Source organism: Bordetella genomosp. 4, from assembly GCF_002261185.1.
Lineage (GTDB): Bacteria > Pseudomonadota > Gammaproteobacteria > Burkholderiales > Burkholderiaceae_B > Bordetella_A.
In genome coordinates, this window is record NZ_NEVQ01000017.1 from 24,243 (window position 1) to 49,964 (window position 25,722).

18 protein-coding genes and 2 tRNA genes are annotated in these 25,722 nt (G+C 60.3%); 5 read left to right on the forward strand and 15 right to left on the reverse strand.

Annotated elements, in window-relative coordinates; genetic code table 11:
* Window positions 1-397: 397 nt before the first annotated feature.
* Together CAL20_RS17390 and polA are read right to left on the reverse strand one after the other, a co-directional pair.
* Window positions 398-1,243 (reverse strand): ZIP family metal transporter, encoded by an 846-nt coding sequence (locus tag CAL20_RS17390; protein ID WP_094838498.1) that lies wholly within the window; start codon window positions 1,241-1,243, stop codon window positions 398-400.
* A gap of 151 nt (window positions 1,244-1,394) precedes the next feature.
* Window positions 1,395-4,112 (reverse strand): DNA polymerase I, encoded by a 2,718-nt coding sequence (polA, locus tag CAL20_RS17395; RefSeq protein WP_094838499.1) that lies wholly within the window; start codon window positions 4,110-4,112, stop codon window positions 1,395-1,397.
* A 52-nt stretch (window positions 4,113-4,164) separates the two neighbouring features.
* Here polA and CAL20_RS17400 point away from each other — a divergent pair, with 52 nt between their 5' ends.
* A complete protein-coding gene (locus tag CAL20_RS17400; protein WP_254924169.1) occupies window positions 4,165-4,791 on the forward strand; it encodes a TIGR00730 family Rossman fold protein in 627 nt (208 codons plus the stop codon).
* Between the two features lie 380 nt (window positions 4,792-5,171).
* Here the strand turns inward: CAL20_RS17400 and typA are convergent, their stop codons facing one another.
* The 8 genes from typA to scpB all read right to left on the reverse strand — a co-directional run bounded on the left by typA (window position 5,172) and on the right by scpB (window position 17,736).
* Window positions 5,172-6,992: a translational GTPase TypA gene (gene typA / locus CAL20_RS17405; RefSeq protein WP_094838500.1), complete on the reverse strand. Its 1,821-nt coding sequence runs from the start codon at window positions 6,990-6,992 to the stop codon at window positions 5,172-5,174.
* The gene (gene truB / locus CAL20_RS17410) at window positions 6,989-7,741 is read right to left on the reverse strand and encodes a tRNA pseudouridine(55) synthase TruB (RefSeq protein WP_094838501.1); all 753 of its coding nucleotides are present in this window, start codon (window positions 7,739-7,741) and stop codon (window positions 6,989-6,991) included. The genes typA and truB overlap by 4 nt, the downstream gene beginning before the upstream one ends.
* Window positions 7,742-7,781: 40 nt before the next feature.
* Window positions 7,782-8,183, reverse strand: a complete 402-nt coding sequence (gene rbfA / locus CAL20_RS17415) for a 30S ribosome-binding factor RbfA (protein ID WP_094822168.1) — start codon at window positions 8,181-8,183, stop codon at window positions 7,782-7,784.
* A 29-nt stretch (window positions 8,184-8,212) separates the two neighbouring features.
* On the reverse strand, window positions 8,213-11,332 hold the full coding sequence (gene infB, locus CAL20_RS17420) for a translation initiation factor IF-2 (RefSeq protein ID WP_094838502.1): 3,120 nt from the start codon (window positions 11,330-11,332) through the stop codon (window positions 8,213-8,215).
* An 81-nt stretch (window positions 11,333-11,413) separates the two neighbouring features.
* Entirely contained in the window at window positions 11,414-12,892 is a 1,479-nt protein-coding gene (gene nusA / locus CAL20_RS17425; protein ID WP_094838503.1) for a transcription termination factor NusA, read from the reverse strand.
* Window positions 12,889-13,395 carry a ribosome maturation factor RimP gene (gene rimP / locus CAL20_RS17430; protein WP_094838504.1) on the reverse strand — a complete coding sequence of 169 codons (507 nt, stop codon included), beginning with the start codon at window positions 13,393-13,395 and terminating at the stop codon, window positions 12,889-12,891. Before rimP ends, nusA begins: the two co-directional genes overlap by 4 nt.
* 295 nt (window positions 13,396-13,690) lie before the next feature.
* Window positions 13,691-15,544, reverse strand: coding sequence for a 23S rRNA pseudouridine(2605) synthase RluB (gene rluB / locus CAL20_RS17435; protein ID WP_094838604.1), 1,854 nt, complete (start codon window positions 15,542-15,544; stop codon window positions 13,691-13,693).
* Window positions 15,545-16,533: 989 nt separating this feature from the next.
* Complete coding sequence (scpB, locus tag CAL20_RS17440; RefSeq protein WP_094822172.1) at window positions 16,534-17,736, reverse strand: SMC-Scp complex subunit ScpB; 1,203 nt, start codon at window positions 17,734-17,736, stop codon at window positions 16,534-16,536.
* 77 nt (window positions 17,737-17,813) lie between these two features.
* Here scpB and CAL20_RS17445 point away from each other — a divergent pair.
* Window positions 17,814-17,890: transfer RNA gene (locus tag CAL20_RS17445), tRNA-Met, on the forward strand.
* Here CAL20_RS17445 and CAL20_RS17450 read toward each other — a convergent pair.
* A complete protein-coding gene (locus CAL20_RS17450) occupies window positions 17,869-18,069 on the reverse strand; it encodes a hypothetical protein (protein WP_141217695.1) in 201 nt (66 codons plus the stop codon). The two genes, CAL20_RS17445 and CAL20_RS17450, sit on opposite strands and share 22 nt — an antisense overlap.
* Before the next feature lie 559 nt (window positions 18,070-18,628).
* On the reverse strand, window positions 18,629-19,678 hold the full coding sequence (locus CAL20_RS17455) for a CobW family GTP-binding protein (RefSeq protein WP_094838605.1): 1,050 nt from the start codon (window positions 19,676-19,678) through the stop codon (window positions 18,629-18,631).
* 156 nt (window positions 19,679-19,834) lie between these two features.
* Here CAL20_RS17455 and CAL20_RS17460 point away from each other — a divergent pair, with 156 nt between their 5' ends.
* From CAL20_RS17460 to CAL20_RS17470, 3 genes are all read left to right on the forward strand, one after another.
* Window positions 19,835-21,952 (forward strand): bifunctional 2',3'-cyclic-nucleotide 2'-phosphodiesterase/3'-nucleotidase, encoded by a 2,118-nt coding sequence (locus CAL20_RS17460; protein WP_094838505.1) that lies wholly within the window; start codon window positions 19,835-19,837, stop codon window positions 21,950-21,952.
* Between the two features lie 460 nt (window positions 21,953-22,412).
* Window positions 22,413-23,285, forward strand: a complete 873-nt coding sequence (locus CAL20_RS17465; protein ID WP_094838506.1) for a hypothetical protein — start codon at window positions 22,413-22,415, stop codon at window positions 23,283-23,285.
* 7 nt (window positions 23,286-23,292) lie between these two features.
* The gene (locus CAL20_RS17470; RefSeq protein ID WP_094838507.1) at window positions 23,293-23,868 is read left to right on the forward strand and encodes a hypothetical protein; all 576 of its coding nucleotides are present in this window, start codon (window positions 23,293-23,295) and stop codon (window positions 23,866-23,868) included.
* A 9-nt stretch (window positions 23,869-23,877) separates the two neighbouring features.
* On the opposite strand, the gene CAL20_RS25660 is transcribed toward CAL20_RS17470, so the two are convergent.
* From CAL20_RS25660 to CAL20_RS17485, 3 genes are all read right to left on the reverse strand, one after another.
* Window positions 23,878-24,294 carry a GreA/GreB family elongation factor gene (locus CAL20_RS25660; RefSeq protein WP_179266695.1) on the reverse strand — a complete coding sequence of 139 codons (417 nt, stop codon included), beginning with the start codon at window positions 24,292-24,294 and terminating at the stop codon, window positions 23,878-23,880.
* Between the two features lie 373 nt (window positions 24,295-24,667).
* Window positions 24,668-24,743: transfer RNA gene (locus CAL20_RS17480), tRNA-Asn, on the reverse strand.
* Between the two features lie 229 nt (window positions 24,744-24,972).
* Window positions 24,973-25,557 (reverse strand): YceI family protein, encoded by a 585-nt coding sequence (locus CAL20_RS17485; RefSeq protein WP_094822178.1) that lies wholly within the window; start codon window positions 25,555-25,557, stop codon window positions 24,973-24,975.
* Between the last annotated feature and the right edge of the window lie 165 nt (window positions 25,558-25,722).

Below are 25,722 nucleotides of genomic sequence, written 5' to 3' on the forward strand. Positions count from 1 at the left end.
GCGCTTTGCCCCGCCTGCGGAACTCACAGAAATGAAATGCATCGGTCGTTAAACGATTCGTTGGTCAGCGCCAGTGCCCTCGGCAAATCAGCATCCGAGGCCTGCTGTCCTTGCGAGCCGGTGTGCCGCGTGCGTAGGCTGCGCCGGCCCGTTGAGCGGCGGGAAGTCCCCGAAGGGGACCTCGGCGCCTGGTCTTGCGCCGAGCCGCTGCGATAGGGCCGGCGCAGCCTACGCACGCGGCATACCGGCGCCTTAAGAACTCTAACCGCTGATTATCGTGACACCCCAAAGCGCCAAACAGAACATCCACATCGCATAAGCAAGCTCAACGCGAGTCACAGACGCATTAAAGCCCAAGGCAAGGAACAAGAGCATCTAAAAAGGCCTTTCACCTGCATCAATGCGAGTGCCCAGCCTCATGATGCTCTTCGTGCACGACAGTATGGTTGTGCCCACCATGCTCATGCCCATGGTGCATGAACGAAGTCACACCGTAGATAACCGCAACGCCGATACCGACGAGCACCAACTGGGGAATCGCATCAGACAACGCTCCCCGTTCATGCATTTGCGGAATCAGATCCGACACGGAGATATAGAGGAAACTGCTCGCAGCGATGACCAGCACGTAGGGAACCAGATCCTGCGCCTGCTGCAAAAGGAAATAGCCGATCACCCCGCCCAGCGCAGTACATAAGCTGGTAAACAAGATCAACACAAACGCCTTGCGCCGCGCCAAGCCCGCATTGAGCAGCACCACGAAATCGCCCAATTTGTGCGGCACCTCGTGCACGATGATCGACGAGGCTGTGAGTACGCCCAGGATAGGATCGGTGAGAAAAGCCGCCGCCACCAATACGCCATCGCACAAATTGTGCAGCGAACTGCCGATCAAAATCAGCACGCCTCCGCGCCCGGCCTCGTGCCGGTCGTGTCCCTTGTGATGATGATGGCCATCCCCCTCATGGTGATGGCTGTGCCGCAGCAAGGCGATTTTTTCCAGGACGAAAAATCCCAGCAGCCCCGCCAAGAGCAATGCAAATAAAGTGTGAGCATCAGCGTCTGCCCCCTCAAACGCCTCGGGCAGCAAATGCAGCAGCGCAACAGACAGCAATACCCCAACCGAGAGGCTGACCATGTGATGCAGGTACTTGCTGAAAACGCGGTACGCCAGCCAACTGGCGATAGACACAGCGATCAGGCCGCCGGCGACTGTGGCCAGCAAGATCCAGAGGAGCAGCATGGGGAGTGAGGCAGAAAGGATGCTTAAAGTAATATTATATCGTTACAGGCTCCCTTGCGCCGGTGGCCCCCGATATAGGCCAGCGGGGCTTGCAATAGCCTATCCACGGCATCTGGCCCGCATGTCGTAGATAGGCTAGCAAATCGGCGCCTCAGTGCGCCTGCTCCCAATTGGGACCGACGCCGACCTCGGCGACCAGCGGCACGCGCAGCGTCGCGACGCTGCACATGAGCTCAGGTATGCGCGCGCGCACGACCTCGATTTCGCTGTCGGGCACTTCGAGCACCAATTCGTCATGGACCTGCATGATCATGCGAGTCGCCAATTGGTCAGCGTCCAGCCAGTCTTGCACTGCCACCATGGCCATTTTGATCAGATCGGCTGCAGTGCCCTGCATAGGCGCATTGATGGCGGCGCGCTCTGCGCCCTGGCGGCGAGGCCCCGATGCCGCGCGGATATCGGGCATCTGCAGGCGACGGCCAAAGACGGTTTCGACATAGCCTTGTTGACGAGCTAATTGCCGCGTCTGTTCCATGTACTGCGCCACCCCGGGATAACGGGCGAAATAGCGGTCGATGTATGCCTGGGCGGCATCGCGCGTGATACCCAGGTTGGACGCCAAGCCGAACACGCCCATGCCGTATATCAGGCCAAAATTGATGGCTTTGGCAGCCCGGCGCTGCTCGGACGTGACATCGGGGAGCGCAACGCCGAAGATCTCGGACGCGGTGGCACGGTGAATGTCCTCGCCGGCGGCAAAGGCCCGCTGCAAATTCTCGTCGTCGGAGACGTGCGCCATGATGCGCAACTCGATCTGGGAATAATCGGCCGACAACAACACGCCGTTTTCCGCAATGAAGGCCTCACGCACACGGCGGCCGGCTTCGGTGCGTACCGGAATGTTCTGCAAATTGGGATCGGACGACGCCAAGCGGCCCGTGATCACAGCCGCCTGCGAATAGTGCGTATGCACCCGGCCCGTGCGCGCATTGATCATGCGAGGCAGTTTGTCCGTGTAGGTCGATTTCAGTTTCGACAGGCCACGATATTCCAACAGGACCTGCGGCAAGGGATAATCTTGCGCCAGCTTGGTCAGGACCTCTTCGTCGGTCGATGGCGCGCCGCTGGCGGTCTTGCGCACAACGGGCAGCTGCATGCGGCCAAACAGGATTTCACCTAATTGCTTGGGTGAATTCAGATTGAACGGCTGCCCTGCCAGGTCGTAGGCCCGCTGCTCCAAGGTCAGCATTTCCTGGCCCAGGCGATGGCTTTGCTGGCCCAACTCAGCCGCGTCGACCTTGACGCCATTGCGTTCAATTACGGTCAATACGCGAGAGACCTGGATTTCCAGTTGATAAATGCGTTCGAGCCCAGCGTCAGCAGCGACGCGCGGGCGCAAAGCCTGATGCAATTGCAGTGTGAAATCGGCGTCTTCGCAAGCATAGTGGCCCGCCTTGTCAACGGCGACTTCGTCAAAGCCAATTTGCTTGGCGCCCTTGCCGCACAGATCCTCGTAACTGATACCGCTGCGGCCGAGATAACGTTGCGAGAGATCTGCCAGACCCACACCGCGGTGTGATTCCAGCACATACGCCTGCAACATGGTGTCGTCCTGGATGCCTGCCAGCGCGATGCCTTCGTTAGCAAACACATGGGCGTCGTATTTGGCGTGATGCAGCAGCTTGGGCCGTGCGGGATCTTGCAGCCAAGCACGCATGCGCTCGAGGACTTCGGCTTTGGGCAGTTGCTCGGGATGATCCGGACCACGATGCGCCAGCGGGATATAGCAGGCCACGCCCGGCTCAACCGACATGGAAATCCCGACGAGGCTGGCTTGCATTTCATCCAGCGAGGTGGTTTCGGTGTCCAGCGCCACGAGCGGCGCCTCGGCCACCAACGCCATCCATTCGTCAAACGCTGGCCAGCCCGCAATGACTTGATAACGGAGTTCAGCAGGCGCAGCCGGCGCCTCGGCGATAACACGCGCATCCCCTTGCGGCACACGTTCCGCGTCGCCGGTTAGCTCGCGCAGCCAGGTACGAAAACCGTATTTCTCGTAAAGTGCTTGCAGCGTCCCGGTGTCGGGTTGGCGAGGTTCCAGATCAGACATCGCATTGACGTGCCCGGTCAGATCGCAGTCGCACTTCACCGTCAGCAACTCACGCGTCAACGGGAATTGGGGGATCGCTTCGCGCAGGTTGTTGCCTGCTACCCCTTTGATGGCATCTGCCTGTTCGATTAAGCCCTCAATGGAACCAAACTCGCTCAGCCATTTGACGGCGGTTTTGGGGCCAACCTTGGTCACGCCCGGCACATTGTCCACGGCATCACCGATCAGCATGAGATAGTCGACAATACGCTCAGGCGAGACGCCGAATTTGTTTTGCACACCCGGCTCGTCCAGAACCTCACCGCTCATGGTGTTGACCAGCGTCACATGCGAATCCACCAGTTGTGCCAAGTCTTTGTCGCCGGTCGACACAATGGTGTGAATATCCTGCTTGGTCGCCTGGCAGGCCAATGTACCGATCACGTCGTCCGCCTCGACGCCCTCGATGGCCAGCACCGGCCAGCCCAAGGCCTTGACGGCCTGATGGATCGGCTCGATCTGTGCAGCCAGATCCTCGGGCATCGGCGGCCGATGCGATTTATAGTCAGGGTAGAGATCGTCACGAAAGGTCTTGCCGCGTGCATCAAAAATACAAGCTGCGTAGTCTGCCTTATGATCAGATACGAGCTTACGCAACATATTCACGACACCATAGAGTGCGCCCGTAGGTTCGCCTTGCGCATTGCGCAAATCGGGCATAGCGTGAAAGGCGCGGTACAAATAACTCGAACCGTCTACCAGCAATAAGGTTTTCTTCATGGTTACAAAGGCAGAATTAGAAACGCCCGCCGGCAAGCAAATACCGGTGATTATCTCAGAGATACGTACGGCGGCAGAACAGCTGGCCCATATAGGCCCCGCCGTCAGCTTATTTGGCAGTGCACGCACCAGTCGTGGCTCGCCGCACTATGAAACCAGCGAAGCCATTGCTCGCGAATTGGCCAACGCGGGCTTTGCCGTCATCGCAGGCGGTGGCCCCGGCATCATGGAAGCCGCCAACAAAGGCGCATTCGAAGCAGGAGGAACCAGCGTAGGGTTGAACATCAGCCTGCCGCACGAGACCCACAATAACAAATACCAGACAATCAGTTTGTCGTTTGAGTATTTTTATTCCCGCAAAGCGACATTTTTCATGCATAGCTTTGCTTACATCTCGCTGCCCGGTGGTTTTGGCACCATGGACGAGCTATTCGAGGCCCTGACACTGATCCAGACCGGCAAAGTGCCCCCGGCCCCCATCATCCTGGTCGGCAAGGAATACTGGGAAGGCCTGGTCGGCTGGCTACGCGACCAAATGCTGGCCAACGGAATGATCAGTGCCCACGACCTGGAGCTATTCATCATCGAAGACGACCCACAAAAAGTCGTGCAGCACATACGCGAATTTCACGATCTGCATCAAACCGACGCTCAATACGCACCATCGCTGCCAGGCTAACGTGCGTGCACAGTTGCAGACCCGCAATTCGAGCGCACGACGCAGATTTCCCCGGATGGCATAACCTCCGCGAGCGACAACCTCTTCGACGCCCCGAGACACTGTGAGTCTGCGCCGGGAGCCGAATGCCGCGCCGGCCCGTAGAGCCGCGATTTAGCCTCGCGCAGCGAGGCCGAGGCCCCTGCTGACGGGCCGAGTCGCGGCGATAGGGCCGGTGCGGCATTCGGCTCCCGGCGCAGACGTCTCAACAGAGAAATCCGTCACCGAAGAGAACAAGCCTCACGCCCAAATCATCCGCACCAGAACAAACACAACCACTGCATCAAAACAAAACGGACGCCTACTTCAGGCGCCCGTCCTTCACACTAATCAGCTAGCTATCAAGCATTTTCACGCGCCGCACGACGACGCTCATGCTCTTGCAGATAGCGCTTACGCAGACGGATCGACTTCGGCGTGATTTCGACCAGTTCATCATCATCGATGAACTCAACCGCATACTCGAGCGACATCTGAATCGGCGGCACAAGCCGCACCGCCTCATCCGTACCCGAAGCACGTACGTTGGTGAGTTGCTTACCCTTGATCGGGTTGACCACCAGGTCGTTATCGCGGCTATGGATACCGATGATCATGCCTTCGTACAAGGCCTCGCCCGGATTGACGAACATGCGGCCACGATCCTGCAGTTTCCACAGCGCATAAGCCACTGCATCGCCGTTGTCCTGGCTGATCAGCACGCCATTGCGGCGCTCGCCGATGCTGCCTTCGCGCACGGGTGCGTATTCGTGGAAAATGTGGCTCATCAGACCCGTACCGCGCGTCAAGGTCAGGAACTCGTTCTGGAAACCAATCAGGCCACGGGCCGGGATCAGGTATTCCAGACGAGTGCGACCGCGCCCATCGGGCTGCATGTCTTGCAGATCGCCCTTGCGGCGGCCGAGTTCTTCCATGACGCCGCCTTGGTGAGCGTCTTCGACGTCGATGGTCAGCGACTCGAACGGCTCGCATTTGACGCCGTCGATTTCCTTGAACACGACCCGCGGACGCGACACGGCCAGCTCGTAGCCTTCGCGACGCATGGTTTCCAGCAAGATGGTCAAGTGCAATTCGCCGCGGCCAGACACCTCGAACACGGTATCGTCGCCGGTATCGCGTACACGCAGCGCTACGTTGGACTTCAGCTCGCGATCCAGGCGATCACGCAGCTGGCGGCTGGTGACAAATTTGCCTTCGCGGCCGGCCAGGGGCGACGTGTTCACCATGAAGTTCATGGTCAGCGTCGGCTCGTCGATGCGCAGCATGGGGAATGCTTCCGGATTCGCCGGATCCATGACCGTGCAGCCAATGCCGATATCCTCGATACCGTTGATCAGCACGATGTCGCCGGCTTCGGCCTCCTCGACCACCTCACGTTCCAGGCCCTTGAATTTCAGCACCTGGTTGATGCGGCCTTTCGAGATCGAGCCTTCGGGACCGAATTGGAAAGCCACATCCATGCCGGGACGGATACGTCCGCGGTTGATGCGGCCCACGCCGATCTTGCCGACGTAGTTGTTGTAGTCCAGCGAGATGATCTGCATTTGCAGCGGACCATTGGGATCGTCGTCACGCTGCGGCACGTGTTGCAGAATGGCTTCGAACAACGGACGCATGTCGCCTTCGCGTACGTCCGGCGTCAAGCCGGCGTAGCCCGACAGACCCGAGGCGTACACCACGGGGAAATCCAACTGCTCTTCGGTCGCGCCAAGCTTGTCGAACAGATCGAACGTCGCGTTGATCACGAAATCCGGACGGGCGCCTGGGCGGTCGATCTTGTTGACCACAACGATGGGCTTCAATCCCAGGGCCAGGGCCTTGCGGGTCACGAAAATGGTCTGCGGCATGGGGCCTTCGACCGCGTCGACCAGCAGCAATACACCGTCCACCATGGACAGTACGCGCTCGACTTCGCCACCGAAGTCCGCGTGTCCCGGGGTGTCGACGATATTGATGTGCGTGCCTTCGTATTCAACGGCACAGTTTTTCGCCAGAATCGTGATGCCGCGCTCTTTTTCGAGATCGTTCGAGTCCATGACCCGTTCCGTAACCGCCTGGTTTTCGCGGAAGGTGCCGGATTGGCGCAGCAACTGGTCGACCAGGGTAGTTTTACCGTGGTCAACGTGGGCAATGATGGCGACGTTGCGCAAGGCGCGAGTCATAGCGGGTCCTTTAAGGTCGGTGTGGCGGGCAGCAAGCCCGCCGGCAATTCATTCAATGCAAGCAAAGCCTGCTTGGGGTCAGTCATGGCCTGTAGGGCCTCGAGCGTGACGGCGCGATCCAGCGAAAACGGCCCGACGTGCGTGCGCCGCAGCGCCGCCAGGTGGGCATAACACCCCAGTGCCCGGCCGATATCCTGCGCCAGGGTACGTATGTACGTCCCCTTGCTGCACGCCACATCGATCTCGGCCTGGCTGCCATTGAGCGATAACAGGTCGATGCGGTAAATCTTGACTTGGCGCGCGGGGCGGTCCAGCTCGATACCCTGACGCGCGTATTCATACAACGGCTTGCCGTCCCGCTTCAGCGCTGAATACATCGGCGGGATTTGCTCGATGATGCCCTGAAAGCGTGACAACACGTCGAGCAAGGCAGCCTCGGTCACATTGACCGCGTCGGTCGCGCGTGCCGTCACGATGCCGGTCAAATCGCCGGAATCGGTTTCCTCGCCGAACTGCAGCGTCGCCCGGTACGATTTGTCGGCGTTGAGCATCGCGCCGGAGATCTTGGTGGCACGTCCCATACAGCACACCAGCAAACCGGTGGCGAAAGGATCCAGTGTACCCGTATGCCCAGCCTTGGCGGCATCCATGGTGCGTTTGGCGCGCTGCAAGGCGTGATTACTGGACAAACCCACAGGTTTGTCTAGCAACAGGACACCGTCGAGCGCAAGCCCGCGTCGTTTAGCCATCGTCGAATCCGGGAAAAAAGCAGCAGTAGACGACAGCCGATCAGCGCTGGTCTTCAGGTTCGTCGGGCTCTTCCGCGACCGGGCCGGGCCGGTTTGCGCGGTCGATCAATGCCGACATTTCGATGCCACGCGCGATCTGCTCGTCATGGACGAAGCGCAATCGGGGCACGGTGTGGATGTGCAAGAGCTTGTACAGCAGGGAGTGCAGCCAGCCGGCTTTTTCGTTGAGCAGCGCCGCCGCGGTGTCGGGCTCGGCGCCCATCACCGTGAAATAGACCTTGGCGTGCGCGTAATCAGCCGACAGCTCCACACCGGACAGCGTGATCAATCCAGCGCGAGATACGTCGATCTCGCGCTGAATGAGGCCAGCCAGATCCTTTTGGATCTGGTCGGCCAGCCGCAAATTGCGGCCGGGGATGGATTTAGACTTATGACGGCTCATGTAACACGTATGAAATTCACGATCGCTTTTTACAGCGTACGCGCAATTTCCTTGATTTCGAAGACTTCCAGTTGGTCGCCCACCTGGATGTCGTTGGTGCCTCGCAGCGTCAGACCGCAATCAAAGCCGGATTTGACCTCTTTGACGTCGTCCTTGAAGCGGCGCAACGAATCCAGCTGACCGGTCCAGTGGACCACGTTGTTGCGCAAGAGTCGGACCTGCGAATCGCGGCGGACCACACCATCGAGCACCATACAACCCGCGATGTTGCCGATACGCGAAATCGAGTAAACCTCGCGGATCTCGACCAGGCCGATGATCTCTTCTTTTTTCTCGGGCGCCAACATGCCCGACATGGCTGCTTTTACGTCATCCACGGCGTCGTAGATGATGTTGTAGTAGCGCAGGTCGATGCCGTTGTTTTCGGCCAGTTTCTTGGCGCTTTGCTCGGCACGGACGTTAAAGCCGATCACCACGGCGTTCGAAGCGATGGCCAGGTTGATGTCGCTTTCGGAGATACCACCCACGGCCGCATGCACAACCTGGACACGAACCTCGTCGGTCGAGAGCTTGGTCAGCGACGACACCAGGGCCTCTTGAGAGCCTTGGACATCGGTCTTGACGATCAAGGCCAAGGTTTGCGTACCCTCGCCCAGGTTGTCGAACATGGACTCGAGCTTGGCGGCCTGCTGGCGCGCGAGTTTGACGTCGCGGAACTTGCCTTGGCGGAACAACGCGATTTCGCGGGCCTTGCGTTCGTCGGCCAGCGCCATCAGCTCGTCACCAGCAGCGGGCACGTCCGTCAGGCCCTGGATTTCGACCGGAATGGACGGGCCAGCCTCTTGGATTTGCTTGCCGTTCTCGTCCAGCATGGCGCGCACGCGGCCGAAGCTGGCACCAGCCAGAACCACATCGCCGCGCTTGAGCGTACCGCTCTGCACCAGGATGGTAGCAACCGGACCGCGTCCCTTGTCGAGACGGGCTTCGATGACCAGTCCCTTGGCAGGCGCTTCTACGGGGGCGGTCAGCTCCAGGATTTCGGCTTGCAGCAAGACGTTTTCGAGCAGATCGTCGATACCAGCGCCGGTTTTGGCCGACACAGGCACGAACGGCACATCGCCACCGTATTCTTCGGGCACGACTTCCTCGGCGACGAGCTCTTGCTTGACGCGTTCGGGGTTGGCTTCGGGTTTGTCGATCTTGTTGACAGCCACGACCAGCGGCACACCTGCGGCCTTGGCGTGGTGAATGGCCTCGCGAGTCTGCGGCATGACGCCGTCGTCGGCGGCAACCACCAGAATCACGATGTCCGTGGCCTTGGCGCCGCGGGCACGCATGGCGGTAAACGCCTCGTGGCCCGGAGTGTCCAGGAACGTCACCATACCGCGATCGGTCTGCACGTGATAGGCACCGATATGCTGGGTGATACCGCCGGCTTCGCCAGAGGCGACCTTGGCGCGACGGATGTAATCCAGCAAAGAGGTCTTGCCGTGGTCGACGTGACCCATCACGGTGACCACCGGCGCACGAGGCAACGCCTCGGCTTCGGCGGCGCCCGGGGTTTCGTCGAGGAAGGCTTCCGGATCGTCGAGCTTGGCAGCGATCGCCACGTGGCCGAGCTCCTCGACCACGATCATGGCGGTTTCCTGGTCCAGCACCTGGTTGATGGTGACCATCTGGCCGAGTTTCATCAATTGCTTGATGACCTCTGCAGCCTTGACGGACATCTTGTGTGCCAGATCGGCCACGCTGATCGTCTCAGGTACATGCACTTCGCGAGCGATGAACTCCTGCTGCACGGGCTCTTGGCGGCGCTGATCGTTCTGTTGATTGCGGCCGCCCTTGCCGCCTTTGCCACCCTTGCCACCGGCGCGCCAGCCATCACGGCTGGGAGCAGCGGATTTGGTGTCGGCAGGCTTTTTGCGCGACGCATCATCATTCCACGACGAGGATACCTCTGCCGTCTTGATGGTTTTCTTCGAGCCTGCGCCAGCGCCCGGCTTGGCGTCTTTTTTCGCGCCAGCCGCGGTCTTGCCGCTGGGCTTGTGCAGCGTACCCGACAACGGCGCTGCGGCCTCCGGTTCGGGAGCACGCAGGACTTTACGGGGACGATTCAACATCTCGCGCAAGGCGGCGGCCTCGGCCTCGGCGGCACGACGGGCGTCTTCGCGAGACGCGTTGTCGCCCGCGGTCTGAGCCAGCGGAGGCGGCGCACGGCGCTCGGCGCGCGTCAAACGAGGCGGAGCAGCGTTGGATTTGGACGAAGAAGCAGGCGGAGTCGGTTTGGAAGACTCGGCAGGAGATTTGGCAACGGTATCGATTTCAGCTTGCACAACAGGTTCCGGCGGGGCCGAGGGGGCCTCGCGCTCGGGAGCGGCTTGCCCGGCAGCAGGCGCAGTCGGGGCAGCCGGCTGCTCTGCCGGCACGGGTGCCGGTTCGGGTTGGGGCTCAGGCTCGGCCTGGGCCACGGGGGTAGCAGGTTGAGGTTCAACGCGCGGCGCAGCCTCGGGCTCGGAGACGCGCTCGGCACCAGAATCGGCAACCACGTCGGGCGTTTCGGCTGCAGGCTTGGCGGCCGGGGCTTCGACCTGGGTATCGTCGGCGGCCGGGGCAGGGGTCGGCTCAACCACGGGTGCGGCGGTCTTGCTCGCCTGATCTTCGGCAGAGACAGTAGGCTCGGCGGCAGGCGCAGCAACAGCAGGCTCGGCCGCCTGCACGGCAGATGCCGCCACGGTTTCGTTCGATTCCTGGGTAGAGGCGGGCTTGGGCGCCGGCGCTGCAGGCGCAAGTGCCGATACAGACGACTCGGCCTCAACCTGTTGGGCGGCGGCCTGTTCCTGGGCGATCTCGGACGGATCTCGCTTGACGAACACGCGTTTTTTGCGGACTTCGACCTGGATGGTACGAGAGCGGCCGGTGGCGTCTGCCTGGCGGATCTCGGAGGTCTGGCGACGCGTCAAGGTGATCTTCTTGCCCTCGGTCGCGCCATGAGCGCGGCGCAGAGAGTCGAGCAGCTTCGCCTTGTCGCTGTCGGTTACCGCGTCGTCCACCGAGTTGAGGTCAACACCGGCCGAACGCAGCTGCTCGAGCAGCACGTTGGCTGGCATTTTCAGCTCGGTAGCGAACTGGGCGACAGTATTACTCGACATTAGGCTATCTTCCCTCTATATGCAGCGATTACAACAACGATGAATGGGTTTTGAATCAAACGCTCGGCTGGATGCCGCCGGTTATTCCTCGTTGAACCAATGGGCCCGGGCACGCATGATCAAGTCGCTGGCCTGTTGTTCGTCGATACCGGCAATTTCCGCCAGCTCGTCAGTAGCCAGCTCAGCCAGATCGTCACGGGTCAACACTTGACGTTCGGCCAGCTTGGCAGCCAGCTCGGGCGTCACGCCTTCGAGCTCGAGCAGGTCCTGAGCCGTTTCAAGGCGTTCTTCCTGAGCGATGGCCTCGGTCAAGAGCGCATTGCGGGCACGGGCGCGCAACTCGTTGATGGTGTCTTCGTCAAACGCTTCGATTTCCAGCAACTCGGGCAGGGGCACGTAAGCGATTTCCTCGATACCGGTAAACCCTTCATCAATCAGGATGTCGGCGACTTCTTCGTCGACGTCCAGCTTGTTCATGAATGTGGTACGCAGGCCAGCACGCTCGGATTCCTGGCGGCTGAGGCTTTCTTCTGGCGTCATGATGTTGATCTGCCAGCCGGTCAGCTCGGAAGCCAGGCGCACGTTTTGGCCTTTGGCGCCGATGGCCTTGGGCAGGTTTTCCTCGTCGACCACCACGTCCATGGCGTGTTTGTCTTCGTCGACCACGATCGACTCGACATTGGCCGGCGCCAGGGCACCGATGACGAACTGCGCAGGATCCTCGGACCAGAGCACGATATCGACCTGTTCGCCGCCCAATTCGTTACGCACGGCGGTCACGCGCGAGCCGCGCATCCCGACACACGTCCCGATAGGATCGATGCGCTTGTCGTAGGCCACTACGGCGATCTTGGCGCGTACGCCGGGGTCACGTGCAGCAGCCTTGATCTCGAGCAGACCCTGCTCGATTTCGGGGACTTCGTTTTCGAACAACTGACGGATGAAATCAGGCGATGTACGCGACAGGATGACCTGTTGGCCGCGGGCAGCGTGATCGACCTTGAGCACATAGGCACGCAGACGGTCGCCGACGCGGAAATTTTCCTTCGGAATCATCTCGGAGCGCGGCAAGCGGGCTTCGATCTTGCCGGTTTCGACAATGATGTCGCCCTTGTCCATGCGCTTGATCGTGCCGGAGATGATGGTCTCGCCACGATCCAGAAAGTCGTTGAGGACCTGCTCGCGCTCGGCGTCACGGATTTTTTGCAGGATGGCCTGCTTGGCAGCCTGCGCCCCGATACGACCGAATTCGATCGGCTCGAGCGGTTCTTCGATGTATTCGCCCACCTGAATATTGGGCTGAATTTCGATGGCGTCAGATAGCATTTCCTGCTTGTCCGGCTCTTGCAGGCCGGCCTCGTCAGGCACCACCAGCCACCGGCGGAAACCCTCGTGGCTGCCAGTCTCGCGATCGATGGAGACGCGGATTTCGGCGTCGTCCTTGAAACGCTTTTTCATGGCCGAAGCCAGCGCGCTCTCGAGCGCTCCGAATACGACTTCACGCGTGACGTTTTTCTCACGCGCCAAGGCATCGACCAACAGAAGAATTTCGCGACTCATCGCTTTTTGCCCTTGAAATCCAGAACGGGATCCAGTTTGGCACGCTCGATATCACCGAACGTGAAACTCAATACCTGGATGTCGTTCTTTTTTGCCTCAAATTCGAGACCGAATACGGTCTGCTGCGCATTGGCCGCCGTGTCACTCTCTGCGCCCTGCGCTGCCTCAGGCAGCGACAGAATGCCGGAAAACACTTTACGTCCATCCAGCGGCTCGCGCAGTTTGATCTCGATACGTTCGCCCACGAAACGGCGCAGCTCGGCCTCGGTGCGCAACGGGCGATCCGTGCCCGGCGAGCCGACTTCGAGCCGCTTGTAGTCGATGTTTTCGACTTCGTAGACGCGCGACAACTGGCGCGAGACCTGCTCGCAGTCCTCGATGCGCACGCCCCCGACCTTATCGATGGTGACGCGCAATAGGCCCAGCGCAGCACGTTCCACGTCGACTAATTCGACGTCCATGCCGGCCAATGCCTGTTGGGTCAATGCGTAAATATCTGCCATACACTCAAAAAAAATGGGCTGCAAACCCAGCCCACTGTATTGCCTGGCCCTCGGATTACCGGCTAACGGGACACCCCACCAGCGCTCGACACCGAACCCAAGCCCAAAAGAAGCACACCCGAACACTTATCCAGGCGACAGCATATGCTGCGGCACATGACAAGGACGCACCCGTGGGTGCATGCGCGCCATGAAAACCAATGATTTTACCAGATAATTGCGAAAATTGCCTGCTATGTCGCGGGTTTACGTCAAGGGCACCAGGATAGTGCCTTTGACGTCGCGGCGTTACCACTCAGCGGTCGCCACGCCCACGGCCACCGCCCAGAAAGCCCAGGCGCGACTCGTGCGCCGAGGCGCTCTTGGGCTGCCAATCGTCGCCTTTGGGGCCGCGCTGCGGACGGCCTTTACCGCCGCCGTTGCCTTGCGGCTTGCCATTGCGCGCCGCTTGGTTGCCACGCGGGCCGCCTTGACCGCCACCGGGTTTTCCATTGGGCCGGTTCGGACCTTTGCGCTGATTGCCGGACGCGCCGGGAACGCCCGGCGCCGATACAGCCATCTCGCCACCCGGCCCCTTGGGGCGGCGCGGTTTGCCATGCTTTGAAAACTTGCCATCACCGCGCTTGTTGCCGCCCTGATAGCCGCCTTCGCTGTTACCCCCCTGCCCGGCATTGCCATAGCCGCCGCTACCGCCCTGCCCGCCTGCCGGATTGCCAGAACCACCGCCGAACTGAGCACCGGGGCCCTTGCCGCCGCGCCGTCCACCCGCCTTGTGGCCGCCCTGCATACCCCCAGGCTTGCCACCCGGCTTGCCGCCCTTGCCACCACGCCCGCCGTCCTTACCTAGCGGATGCCCATTGGCGTATCCGCCCGTGAACATCAAGCCAGTACCGAAGGGATCAGACGGTGAAGACGCCACCTGGCCAGCACTGCCCGGGCGCCCGCCCTGCAATTTGCCACGACGGCCGAAGCGCGCACCATTCATGCCATTGCGATCCAAGGTGCCAAACCCGGGGGGCAGAGCACTGTCGTGCGAACGCGGTTGACGCGCATGGCGACCGCCGTCGGCATCGTCATCATCGCGCAACAGGCCCAACTGGACCATCAGCGCCGTCACCAGGGAGGAATCCAGTTCATCCCAACGGCCGCGGCGCAGGTTGCGCGGCAACACCAGATCACCAAAGCGAGTACGGATCAAACGGCTGACCGTCACACCTACCGCCTCGAACATCCGGCGGACTTCGCGGTTGCGCCCTTCTTGGAGCGTAACGCGATACCACCGGTTGCTGCCGTCGCCGCCCAGATAGTCCAGCGAGCCAAAGGCCGCCATACCGTCTTCGAGTTGAATGCCCTCGACCAGGGATTTGCGCGTGGCGTCGTCCATTTCGCCCAGCACACGCACCGCGTACTCACGCTCGGTACCGTAACGGGGGTGCATGATGCGGTTGGCCATGTCACCCGACGTGGTGAAAATCAACAGCCCTTCGGTGTTCAAATCCAGACGCCCGACCGACAGCCATTTGCCGGTACGCAGCTTGGGCAAACGCGCGAACACGTTGGCGCGGCCACCAGGATCGTCGTGGCTAACGATTTCGCCTGCAGGCTTGTGATACAGGATGACACGAGGTGGTTTTCGCGTATTGGTACGAGCAACCGGCTTGCCGTTGACCCGGACCAGGTCCGTGGGCGAAACGCGCTGACCGATGTGCGCCGGCTCACCATTGACCGACACGCGGCCGGCCGTGATCAATTCTTCCATTTCGCGGCGCGAGCCAATGCCCGCGTCCGCCAGGACTTTGTGCAGCTTGGGCATCGCGGCATCGCTATTCAGATATTTGCCCAGGCGCTGCTCGCTACGATCGGCATGCTCTAAATAAGAGAGCATCTGTTCGGCCTCGCGTTCGGCGCCGCGGCCGCCAGCCACCTCGCCCGAGGGCACGTCCGGCGAGCCATCTACCGATCCCGGCGCCCCCGCGACACCCGTCGCATCGCCACGACGGCGGCGGAACGGGGTACGCAGCTTACGACCACGGCTGCCACGTGCCGCATTGGGATCCCCTTCGTTGGTCTGACCTGCCGCTGCCTGGGCAAACTCGGCAGTAGCGGGCGATGCCTCACCAGACTCGGAAGCCGGTCGTTGATTTTCCATGGCATTTCCCCCGCGCCGGCGATTCGGACGACCTTCGGTCACCGCGGGCTCTGCCGAAGCAGCACTTTCAGACCCGATCGACGCAAAAGGAGCGGCTACTGGTTTCGCGACAGGCTCGGCGGACTCGAACAGGTCAGCCTGGCCTGACGCGCGCGTTTCAGCAACAACCGGCCGGCCAGGCACGGAAGGCGCCGCAGAGGGGGCAGAACCTGCAGAAAACGATCCAGCCGTTCCTTCATGCGAAGCAGGCTGCGAGGCAGCAGCGCGTTCCGTTGCGACAACAGGCACGTTACGCTCGATTGCTGCGGCAGCCACACCCCGCACTGCCGTGACGACGGGCGCCGCAACGACAGACGAGGTGGCGTTTTCTGCCACGGTGGGCGTCACCGTATCGGCCGATGCCGCGCCTGCGGCGGCTTTGCGGGTACGCGTACGCTTGACGGCGGGCTCTGCTGCAACAGCCTCGACCGAGCCGCCCGATACCGCCTTGGATTTGGTCGACTTGCTTGCTGTCGATTTGGTCGCAGCGACCTTGGACTGCGTGACGGATTCGGACGCTGAGCCCACCGTGGAGCTGTCTGCCGCCGCTTTATCGGCTGCCGACTTCGTGGCTACCGTTTTTCTGGCTGCAGTCTTTGTCGCCGGTTTAGCCGCCGACTTGACCGCTGCAGGCTTGTCGTCTGCCGACTTGGCCTTCGCCTTGGACGATGCAGGTTTCTCCCCCGCCGACTTGGCGGCGGACTTGGTTGCAGCCGTCTTCGTTGCGGTTTTGGTCGCTGCAGACTTACCCGCGGCCTTTGTTGTCGCGGCCTTCGTCGCGGGCACTTTCACTGTCGACTTGGCCGCCGCAGATTTGCTGGCAGCGCTCTTGGTCGTTCGGACTTTCGTCACCACAGGCGACTCGCCGGCCAGCGAATCAGGAACAGGAGAATCGTCTTGCATTTTTTTACGCGTCATTTCGGTTGTCACGGAGACAGCTCCAGAATTCTTTAAGCTTTCGCCAACCCGCCTTGCGCGGATTGGTCTTCATCATCAGCGGAGGGAGAATCCTCAGCCTCGGAGGCTTCAGCCTCGGGCGCAGACTCTTGCGATTCCGCTTCGGCAATTGTTGATTCGACGTCGATGCGAGGCGTCTCCAGCCCAGCTTCGTCCGCCACGGCGGGATCTGCATCCAACACCGCCACATCTTCGCCAGATGCCTCAGCATCCGCCTCTACCGCAGCAGGCTCAAGCGTCATATCGGCATCAACCTCTACCGGCGCAGACTCGAGCGTCGCATCGGCATCCACCCCTACCGGCGCAGATTCAAGCGTCGTATCAGCATCTGCCTGTACCGGTACAGGCTCGGATGTCGCGTCGGCACCGACTGCCGTGGCATCGATGGACACCGCATCCTCTGTATCGGATACGGCTGGCGTGTCCGGCGCGGCATTGGCGTCTTCGCTGGAGACCGACTCAGAACCAGAAGACTCATCGGCAGCCGCATTTTCGACCGGCTCCGCGGCCTCAGCGGAAACAACAGCATCGCCCTCGGCAGCCTCTGTCCCGGCACCGGCCGCCTCAGCACCCTGCGATTCGGAAGCGTCTGCACCGGGCTCCGCCGCCTGAGGATCACTGACTTCGAGGGTGACTTCGGAGCCCCCCAGATCCAGCCCCTGCAACGCAGCGGCCGCCTGTGCGCTATCCAATGGCGGCAGCTCGTCCAGCGCGCGCAGCCCCAGATCATCAAGAAATTGCCGCGTCGTGCCAAACAAGGCCGGCCGCCCCGGCGCATCGCGATGGCCGATGACCTCGATCCAGCCGCGGTCCTCGAGGGTCTTGACGATTTGAGACGAGACCGTCACCCCGCGAATGTCTTCGATGTCACCGCGCGTCACCGGCTGGCGCCAGGCTACGATCGCCAGCGTTTCCATCACGGCTCGAGAATATTTGGGCGGCCGCTCGGGATTCAGGCGTTCCAGATAGCGCTGCATTTGCGGGCGGCTCTGAAAACGCCACCCTGTCGCCAACTGCGCCAAGTCCATTCCGCGGTTCGCCCAATGTTCCTGCAGCTCCTGCAGCATCGCCCGCAGCCTGTCGTTATCGAAATCGGGATCTTCGCCGAACAGCTTGCGCATTTCGGTCAATGGCATGGGCTGGCTGGCGCATAGCAGCGCAGCTTCCAGCACATAAGTTGCCTCGCTATTGTCCATTGAGCTTCTGTCTACCTACATAAAAAGGGCAAATTTGCGTCGACTCTGAAAAGACGCTATGATTTCGTTCTCTCAGACGCGGGGTGGAGCAGTCTGGCAGCTCGTCGGGCTCATAACCCGAAGGTCGTAGGTTCAAATCCTGCCCCCGCAACCAAATTTCTTAAAGGCCTGGCTTACCGCCGGGCCTTTTTGTTTGTTGTGATGATCGTCGCAAGCTTGCTGGGCAAAGCCGGCTTCGGCTACAGCGCCGAGATCGGCGCCCACCCGCCCACAGAAGCCATGAAGCTCCGATAGCGGAAAAACCGATGTAGCGTGGACTTGCGTAATGTTCACGACGTTCCTGTTAGACGTAGCATCGTGCCGCCCCGCACCGAAAAGCGCCTTGGGCTTGCACCATGCCGCGCGTATCAGTGCGCAGCGCCGCACCAGCGGCATTTGCTGAAAAAAATGAACCTGAATCGCCTGGCCCCAAAGCGCAGGACGGAGACACAGGACACCCCTTCCCCGGAGCGACACACATGTCAGACCGATGGTGCCCCGTGACCATGCACAGGACGAACTCGTCTGACAGCGACACTAAGCCGACGATTTTTAGACATATGGGACGACCATCTGTCTGCATGACCGGCCAGCACGGGCGGCCTGCCAACTCATCCGGCAACCCCCACGACCAGCGCTGGATCCGTTGTAACGGCACCGGCTGTCGGACGGCCCGCCGCGGAAATACCCGCCGCGGCTTTGCCTGCACCCTAGCCAAGCAACACGGTTATACCGGAGCACATTGCCCGCCCATGGAGGCTGGCGGCTGGAGTGACGTTGGTCTACATGAAGACAGTTCCTCAATTATACCCACAATGCCCTCACAGACAAAGCATGGCGAGACAATCTGCCGCTACGATTGTGCGGCGAATCCCTCGGACTCCGATAGCCGCAGCGAGCGGCGTAACGCTTGGACCAGGATTTCGGGATCCAAGTCGCGGACGATCAGCACCAGCCAGGAACGATGGTCGCCGTCAGGCCACGCTGCCAACGGCTCAATGGGATAAAGATCGCGATGGACGCCATGAACGGCGCAAGGCAAAGACTCACCCTCGAACCGGATCAGACCCTTGATGCGCAACAACCCGCGATGATGCGCTTCTTGGAGTTGCGCCATCCCTGTCAAAAACAGGGCCCGGCTGACTGGCGCTGACCATTGCAGTACGGCATGCCTGACTTGAGGATGGCGGATACTGCGCAACGACAAAAAGCCCGACAGCCAGCGATTCGACTCATTCGGATCCGCCTGTGAACGCTCAATGCCGGAGGCCGTCAGCCGCTCATCCAATGGCGAATCAGGCCGCTGCACCAAGACTGGCACGCCGGGATTGATCTGCCTGACTGACCGAATGGCCTCATCCAGGGCCGCGGGCTCGACGAGATCGGCTTTCGTGCACACGATCCTATCCGCCGCGGCCACTTGCTGCGCAGCCTCGGGCTGCTCCTGCAACTGAACCTGAATGTGTTTCGCGTCCACTACTGTGATGGTGCCGCGGTAAACATAACGCTCAGCCACAAAGTGCTCATGACGCAGCGTGAACAAAATCGCAGCAGGCGTGGCCAGCCCTGTGGTCTCAATCACTACCCGGCGAAAGCGCGGAATCTGCCGGCGCAATGCCGACATAAAAAGTTCGCGCAAGGTATTCACCAAGTCTCCATTGACGGAACAACAAATGCAGCCGCCTTCGATAAGAATGATGCGGCCCTCTGCATGGCGCAACAAATGATGATCGACACCGATATCGCCCACCTCATTGACGATGACGGCCGCGTCCGCATATGCGGGCTCGCGGACCAGGCGATTGAGCAGCGTGGTTTTGCCGCTGCCCAGAAAGCCGGTCAGCACAGTCACGCCGATGCGATGATCGCCGGCGTCATGAGGGGGGTGTGCAGAACTAGACATGAGCGAAATTTTGACGGCAGTGCTCGATAAAGGAAAGGGAGAAGCAACGCTACCATTCGACATACTGTCATCTCTCAGACATCCATTGGTCACAAGCCCGTCAGCAATACCCCCAATACTCTGCGACTCCATTTATAACTACATCAGGAGTTTCCGATGTCTGTGCGCGTGCCGTTCCTGAACCGTCGACTAGCCTTCGCGCGAGTGATGCTTGCGCTGGCTTTGGCCGGTTCCCTTTCCGCTTGCAGCAACAGTGACGACTCTGACGACGATAATGCGTCGCCACCAGAGGTCCAGGAAAAAGCCTCGGCAAATCTGGCCCTGCTGGCGACGACGGATCTGCATTTCAACGTCCGCAGCTACGACTATTTCAAACTCGCGGAAGACCCGACCTATGGCTTTGAACGCACGGCCACGCTGATCCGCGCTGCCCGCCAGGAATTCCCGAATACGTTGCTCGTAGACAACGGCGACACGATTCAAGGAACCGCGCTGGCCGATTACGAGGCCCAGGTGTCACCCATTACCTGCAGCCAACAATCGTCCATGTACAAGGCAATGGCAGTATTGCAGTACGACGCCGGCACCCTGGGCAATCATGAATTCAACTACGGACTGCCCTATTTGAACCAAGTGCTGGGCGGCGGGCTGAATGTGGAAGGCGTAGACGCCAGCCTGTCATGCATGGGCCCAGGATTCCCGATGACGCTCGCCAACGTGCAAAGCGTCGCCAGCGGCAAGGAATTACTGCCGCCCCACGTCATCCTGGAACGCGAAATCAATGCCACGCAAGAGGACGGCGACCTCGTCAAGCTGCCCATCAAGATCGGCGTGATCGGCCTGACCACCCCCGGCATCATGAACTGGGACAAGCGCTACCTCGAAAACAAAGTCACGATCAGCGACGGCCGCGCCGCCGTTCAAGCCCAAGTCGCCCAAGCGCGCGCCGAAGGCGCCGATCTGGTTTTCGTATTGCTGCACGGCGGGATGAGCGATGCGAACTATTCCGCGGACATGGAAAACCCCGGGCTGTACATTGCACAGGTCGCCGGTATCGACGGCCTGATCATGGGGCACCAGCACAGCACATTCCCCGATCGCGGCAAGAATCCCGCCTATACCTATCCCGGTGTGGATAATGCCGCCGGCACGGTATACGGTGTGCCGGCCGTCATGGCCAGTTCATGGGGCAAGGGCCTGGGCGTGATTGACTACACCCTGCGATGGGACGGCAAAGCGTGGAGCATCGACACCTCGAAAACCACGGCGGAAATACGCACCATTCAAAGCACCGACGCCAACGGCGGCACGCAATATGTCGCGGCCGACTCGGCTGTCGCAGCCTCTGTGCAGACACAGCACGAAGCCGCAGTGGAGTATGTCAAGACCCCCATCGGTAACTCGAACTTCCGCATGAGCACACTGTTTGCTGATGTCGGGGATCCGGGCGCGATTCAATTGGTCAATCAGGCGCAGCAAGCCTATGTCAGCGACTATGTAACCGCCAATCTGCCGCCGTATGCCGACCTGCCGATCCTGTCGATCAGCGCGCCGTTCAAAGCGGGATTCCAAGGCGGCGGAGACTACACCGATGTCGCGCCAGGCGCGCTGGCCATTTATCACGCTGCGGACCTGTATCTGTACCCCAACACGGTGTATGCCGTGAAGGTCACGGGCGCAGAGCTCAAGCTCTGGCTGGAAAATGCCGCCTTGCGCTTTAACCGGATTGACCCTTCATCGACACAAGATCAGTGGCTGATCAAAGACACCAAAACCGGTCAAGTGCCCTCGGGGCAATCCGCTTTCGCCGGCTATAACTTTGACATGTTCACCACGCCAGACCTGCAATATGAGATCGACGTCACTCAACCGCAGGGCAGCCGCATCAAAAATCTGACGTATCTCAACGCACCGGTAGATGGCAAGGAGTTCATCGTCGCCACCAACAACTATCGTGCCGAAAGCAGCGCTCGCTATATCCTGGGTGAAGGCAAGGCGTTTGACATTGTCTACGCATCACCCGATGCGAATCGCGATGTAGTGATCAACTACATCAAGAGCAATCCGCAAATCACCCGCAGCGCAAACGGCTCGGCTCGCAGCTGGCGCTTTACTCCTGTGAATACCGCAGGCGCCGTGCTGTTCAAATCAGGCAAAGACTCATTGAGTGTTGCGCAAGCAGCCGGCCTGACGGGAATCGCGCTGGTCAATGCCGATGATGGCTCGGGGGAGGGGCGCGCGGTCTACAGCATCGATTTGTCGCAGACCAACTGACCCAGTGAGTACCCGCGACGGGGCTACGCCCCGTCGCACCGACACAGAAACACGAAAACGCCAGCAGGTGTGCAAACCTGCTGGCGTTGGCCTACAATTCGCTTCCATGTATAGCCGCCAGACCTCTTCACGCATCCTGCTGCGTGCGACAGCCACCGCCCGGTGGCCGATCCGGCGTGCTCGACGTCCACTGTCCACAAGCGCCGGCCCAGCCGCGGCTTTCGCCGCACTTGACTAGCCCGGCGACCTCCCACTCATCTCTTTTGCGCAATTCCTAGGTCGTCGGGCATCAGCCGCGCGAATAGGTGTTGCTCGTTCTGTACGACACTGATCTGGAAACCGCCACCATACGAACGCGGATAGCCTTGCCGCAGTGTCGCGGCAAGCACCAGGCATACATGCCGCACGAGCACACCCTATGGCCTGCCATCACACGGCACCGGCCAGCCCAGGGACTCGCATGGACATCACCAAGGACTTCATCAAACTCAAACAACCGTGTGCCGACGGCTTTCGCTGGTACTTGCGCCATGCGCCACCGCAAGGCACCTATCAACAATTGCTGGACGCGCTCGTTGCCGATGGCCGCACAAAGGATGCGTGCTGGCTGCTGGATCAATTTGGCCCAACGGACGCTGTATTGCAACTCGATCATCTGGATGCAGAAGACGTCGTCTTTGCAGGCGCCATAGAAGTCCGCGGCACGCTGGACCTCACCGGCACGTTGCGTACTGGACGAGGTATTCGCGTAGGCGGTGAAATGCGGGTGCAAGGCCGGTTGCAGGCGGGCGATGATATTCATTGCGCCGGCGCGATATTTTGCGGCGACACGCTGCACGTGAACGGCCGTGTTCACGCTGCGTGGAATATCCTCATTCAGGGTGAACTGGACTGCGAAAGCATACGCGCAGGCTGGGACCTGACATGCGTCGGCCCTGCACGGGCGCGCGGCTCAGTCCACGCCGGCCAGGATCTGCAGGTCAGCACACTGCACTGCGAAAAGAACATTCGCGTAGCCGGGAACATCACCAGCGATGCAGATTTAGTCACACGCCAAGGGGTCGAATGCGGCGGATCATTGCAATGCGGCGGACACCTCTATGCAGGCTGGGGCATCAAGGCGTTGACGGAAATCTCGGCGGCCAACGCCATCAGCGCAGGAGAAAGCCTGTATACCGAAGGAGAGATTTGCGCGGGCGAAGGCTACGGCATCTACGCCGGTCTGCATGTACCGGAACATGCCTGGGAAAGCAGCGCGAGCGTGCACGCATGCCGCCGGCCCGAGAGCCTGCGCAGCGGCCATTGGGCCTCGATTGACGAGAAGCGACGGTAGGGGCGCCATGAGAATCGACGTAGCTCGCGGAGGCACCCGGCTGGAGGCTGAACTGGACGCCCTGTATCCTCATTGCCTGCGTAACGCCGCCGTAGACGGAACAATATTCTTACCCAACCTGCGCGACAAACCCCTGCCCCGCTATCGCCGCACCGCATCTGGCGAGACTTTCTTATATATAGAAGATCCGGCAAAACGCTGGCTGGCCGGCAGCACCACATTCAATCGCGTGACAGGACTGGATCGCAGACTGGATCAATACATACGGTCTCCACACTCTCGCTATCGAGAACCATATCAACGCCGAGGACTCGCCAAGCGCGTCTATCTGGAAGCACTGAACGCCGGTCTATGCCTGCTGAGCGGCGCCCGTCAATCACCTGGCGCATTGGAGCTGTGGCGATCGCTGAGCGCACATTATCCATTGCATCACGTGCGGTTGCAGGGCAAGCACCTGATCGACCTGGGCAGATCTATCGAATGGAAAACATTCGAAGATCTGCACACCCGGCTACTGCTGTGCGGTGCGGGTTGGAGCGCGCAACGGCTGCTCGCGCTGGCAGCCGGCAATCCGCCGCGCTAGCCACGTGCCTCAAAGCGCGAGCTCGCCGCTGGCTTCAGGCTGAAACAACAGAGCCTCGATGTGCAGGCTCGACGCGGCGCCGCTGGGGTCGGTCCAGGATACCGTTGTCCCTACACGATGTCCCAGCAACTGGCCACCCACAGCGGACAGCACGGATAAAAATCCCTTGGCAGCATCAGCCTCGCCTGGATAGCAAATCGTGATTTCGCGAACATTGCCATCCTGATCACGTACGCGCACGCGTGAATTCACAGTCACGACATCGTCGGGAATATCGCTGGGCATCATGAAGTCGCCTTCGTCAAAGCCTTCCAACACAGTGTGAGTCAGGCCGTCCGGCGTAGGAAATCGTGCGGCGAGGCGCTCGACGCGGACCCGGTCGAGCTCAGAGAAAATGCGTTCGGTATTAGAAACAGCGGTCATCATGGACTCCTGACAGACAGAAAGAAAAAGGAAATGTCTGGCTTGGCCCGGCAGCAAACTCCTGAAGATGGAGTTCTGATCTGCTGCCGGGCTTAGGAGTCTGCGTCGGTGCTGTAAGCCCTGTTGAACGAGCGCGCGCCAACGGCGCACTGGCGTCCAGTGCGCGCAAAAGCAACGATAGCGAAGGCAAATCGAGCAGCCGCGTTCATGTAGGGAATGGTACCTCATATGTGCTGCTCACTGAAGACAGTGGACAGCCATCAGAGTTAGATGACTATGCGTTGGATTCAACGCACAAAAACGAAGCCGGAAAAGCAAAACGCCACCTGAAAGGCGGCGTTGAATTTGCTGTGTCGGTACTTCTCTTTAGCGTTTTTGGCTCCCCGAGCTGGGCTCGAACCAGCGACCTGCGGATTAACAGTCCGTCGCTCTACCGACTGAGCTATCGGGGAACTGCTAAAGAAACGAGATTATGAACGAATTTTTGGAAGTGTGCAAGTCGTAGGCAAGAAAATTTATATTTTTTTTGCTCTGCGCTTTTGTCGCTGACATCATCGATCCCTCAATGGGCCGTCCGCGGGCTTTATCCACAATGAACAATCAAGGCAGCGGCCCGCGACAGACAGCCGATCAGACGCTGTTGCACAAGACTGAAGCGTGTTGTCTGCAACCCGCGCAAAGCTATTGCCGACGTTGGCCTTCCACTTGGATTTTTAACTCTACCTCTGGCTTGAATCCCATGTTCAACGCGAAATCGATTCCGTAATCCGCACGATTGAACTCGGCCGACACATCGGCACCGCAAGCCTCGCGCTTGGTCATGGGGTGCATGATGCACTTGAAGTCATCAATATCCAGAGTAATGGGCCGTGTCACGCCATGCAGGGTCAATTCACCGCGGGCCTTTTCTGGCACGTCGCCGTCAAACTCAGTGAACTTCCCCTTGAAGACGGCAGTGGGATAACGTTCGACATCGAGGATATCGGCCGCCATCGCGTGCCTGTTCATTTCGTCATGCCCGAAATCAACGGACTTCATATCTACGGTGACGTCGATACTGCCGGTACGCGCAGCGCGATCCAGAACGACGGTGCCGCTGGAGCGGTTGAACTTGCCGCGCCAGGTCGATAACCCACCCATATGATCGGCCTCAAAGCTGGGATACGTATGGTCCGGATCCAGGTCGTAGGTGACCGGCTCGGCGGCGGCCGCAGCGCTCAGCGCAATGGTGCAAGCGAACGTCAGGGCTTTGACTACTGTGTGCATATGGACTCCTGATTAATGAACCGGCGAATGCAGCGTTCATAGACTGACTGACAAATACTGCAACCGTTCGTGCGACGCAAGCACAAATTCGTCATTCATCTCGACAGGAGCCAAAAATTTCTGATATGATTTCGGTCTTTGGTGCTGCGCCACGGGCGTAGACAC

Bases quoted from the DNA above. Each gene is read 5' to 3' on its own strand.
- rluB (WP_094838604.1), bottom strand. From the start codon at position 15,544: ATGGAAAATCAACGACCGGCTTCCGAGTCTGGTGAGGCATCGCCCGCT.
- CAL20_RS17390 (WP_094838498.1), bottom strand. From the start codon at position 1,243: ATGCTGCTCCTCTGGATCTTGCTGGCCACAGTCGCCGGCGGCCTGATC.
- CAL20_RS17485 (WP_094822178.1), bottom strand. From the start codon at position 25,557: ATGCACACAGTAGTCAAAGCCCTGACGTTCGCTTGCACCATTGCGCTG.
- CAL20_RS17460 (WP_094838505.1), top strand. From the start codon at position 19,835: ATGTCTGTGCGCGTGCCGTTCCTGAACCGTCGACTAGCCTTCGCGCGA.
- infB (WP_094838502.1), bottom strand. From the start codon at position 11,332: ATGTCGAGTAATACTGTCGCCCAGTTCGCTACCGAGCTGAAAATGCCA.
- nusA (WP_094838503.1), bottom strand. From the start codon at position 12,892: ATGAGTCGCGAAATTCTTCTGTTGGTCGATGCCTTGGCGCGTGAGAAA.
- scpB (WP_094822172.1), bottom strand. From the start codon at position 17,736: ATGGACAATAGCGAGGCAACTTATGTGCTGGAAGCTGCGCTGCTATGC.
- CAL20_RS17470 (WP_094838507.1), top strand. From the start codon at position 23,293: ATGAGAATCGACGTAGCTCGCGGAGGCACCCGGCTGGAGGCTGAACTG.
- polA (WP_094838499.1), bottom strand. From the start codon at position 4,112: ATGAAGAAAACCTTATTGCTGGTAGACGGTTCGAGTTATTTGTACCGC.
- rimP (WP_094838504.1), bottom strand. From the start codon at position 13,395: ATGGCAGATATTTACGCATTGACCCAACAGGCATTGGCCGGCATGGAC.
- CAL20_RS17455 (WP_094838605.1), bottom strand. From the start codon at position 19,678: ATGTCTAGTTCTGCACACCCCCCTCATGACGCCGGCGATCATCGCATC.
- rbfA (WP_094822168.1), bottom strand. From the start codon at position 8,183: ATGAGCCGTCATAAGTCTAAATCCATCCCCGGCCGCAATTTGCGGCTG.
- CAL20_RS25660 (WP_179266695.1), bottom strand. From the start codon at position 24,294: ATGATGACCGCTGTTTCTAATACCGAACGCATTTTCTCTGAGCTCGAC.
- truB (WP_094838501.1), bottom strand. From the start codon at position 7,741: ATGGCTAAACGACGCGGGCTTGCGCTCGACGGTGTCCTGTTGCTAGAC.
- CAL20_RS17465 (WP_094838506.1), top strand. From the start codon at position 22,413: ATGGACATCACCAAGGACTTCATCAAACTCAAACAACCGTGTGCCGAC.
- typA (WP_094838500.1), bottom strand. From the start codon at position 6,992: ATGACTCGCGCCTTGCGCAACGTCGCCATCATTGCCCACGTTGACCAC.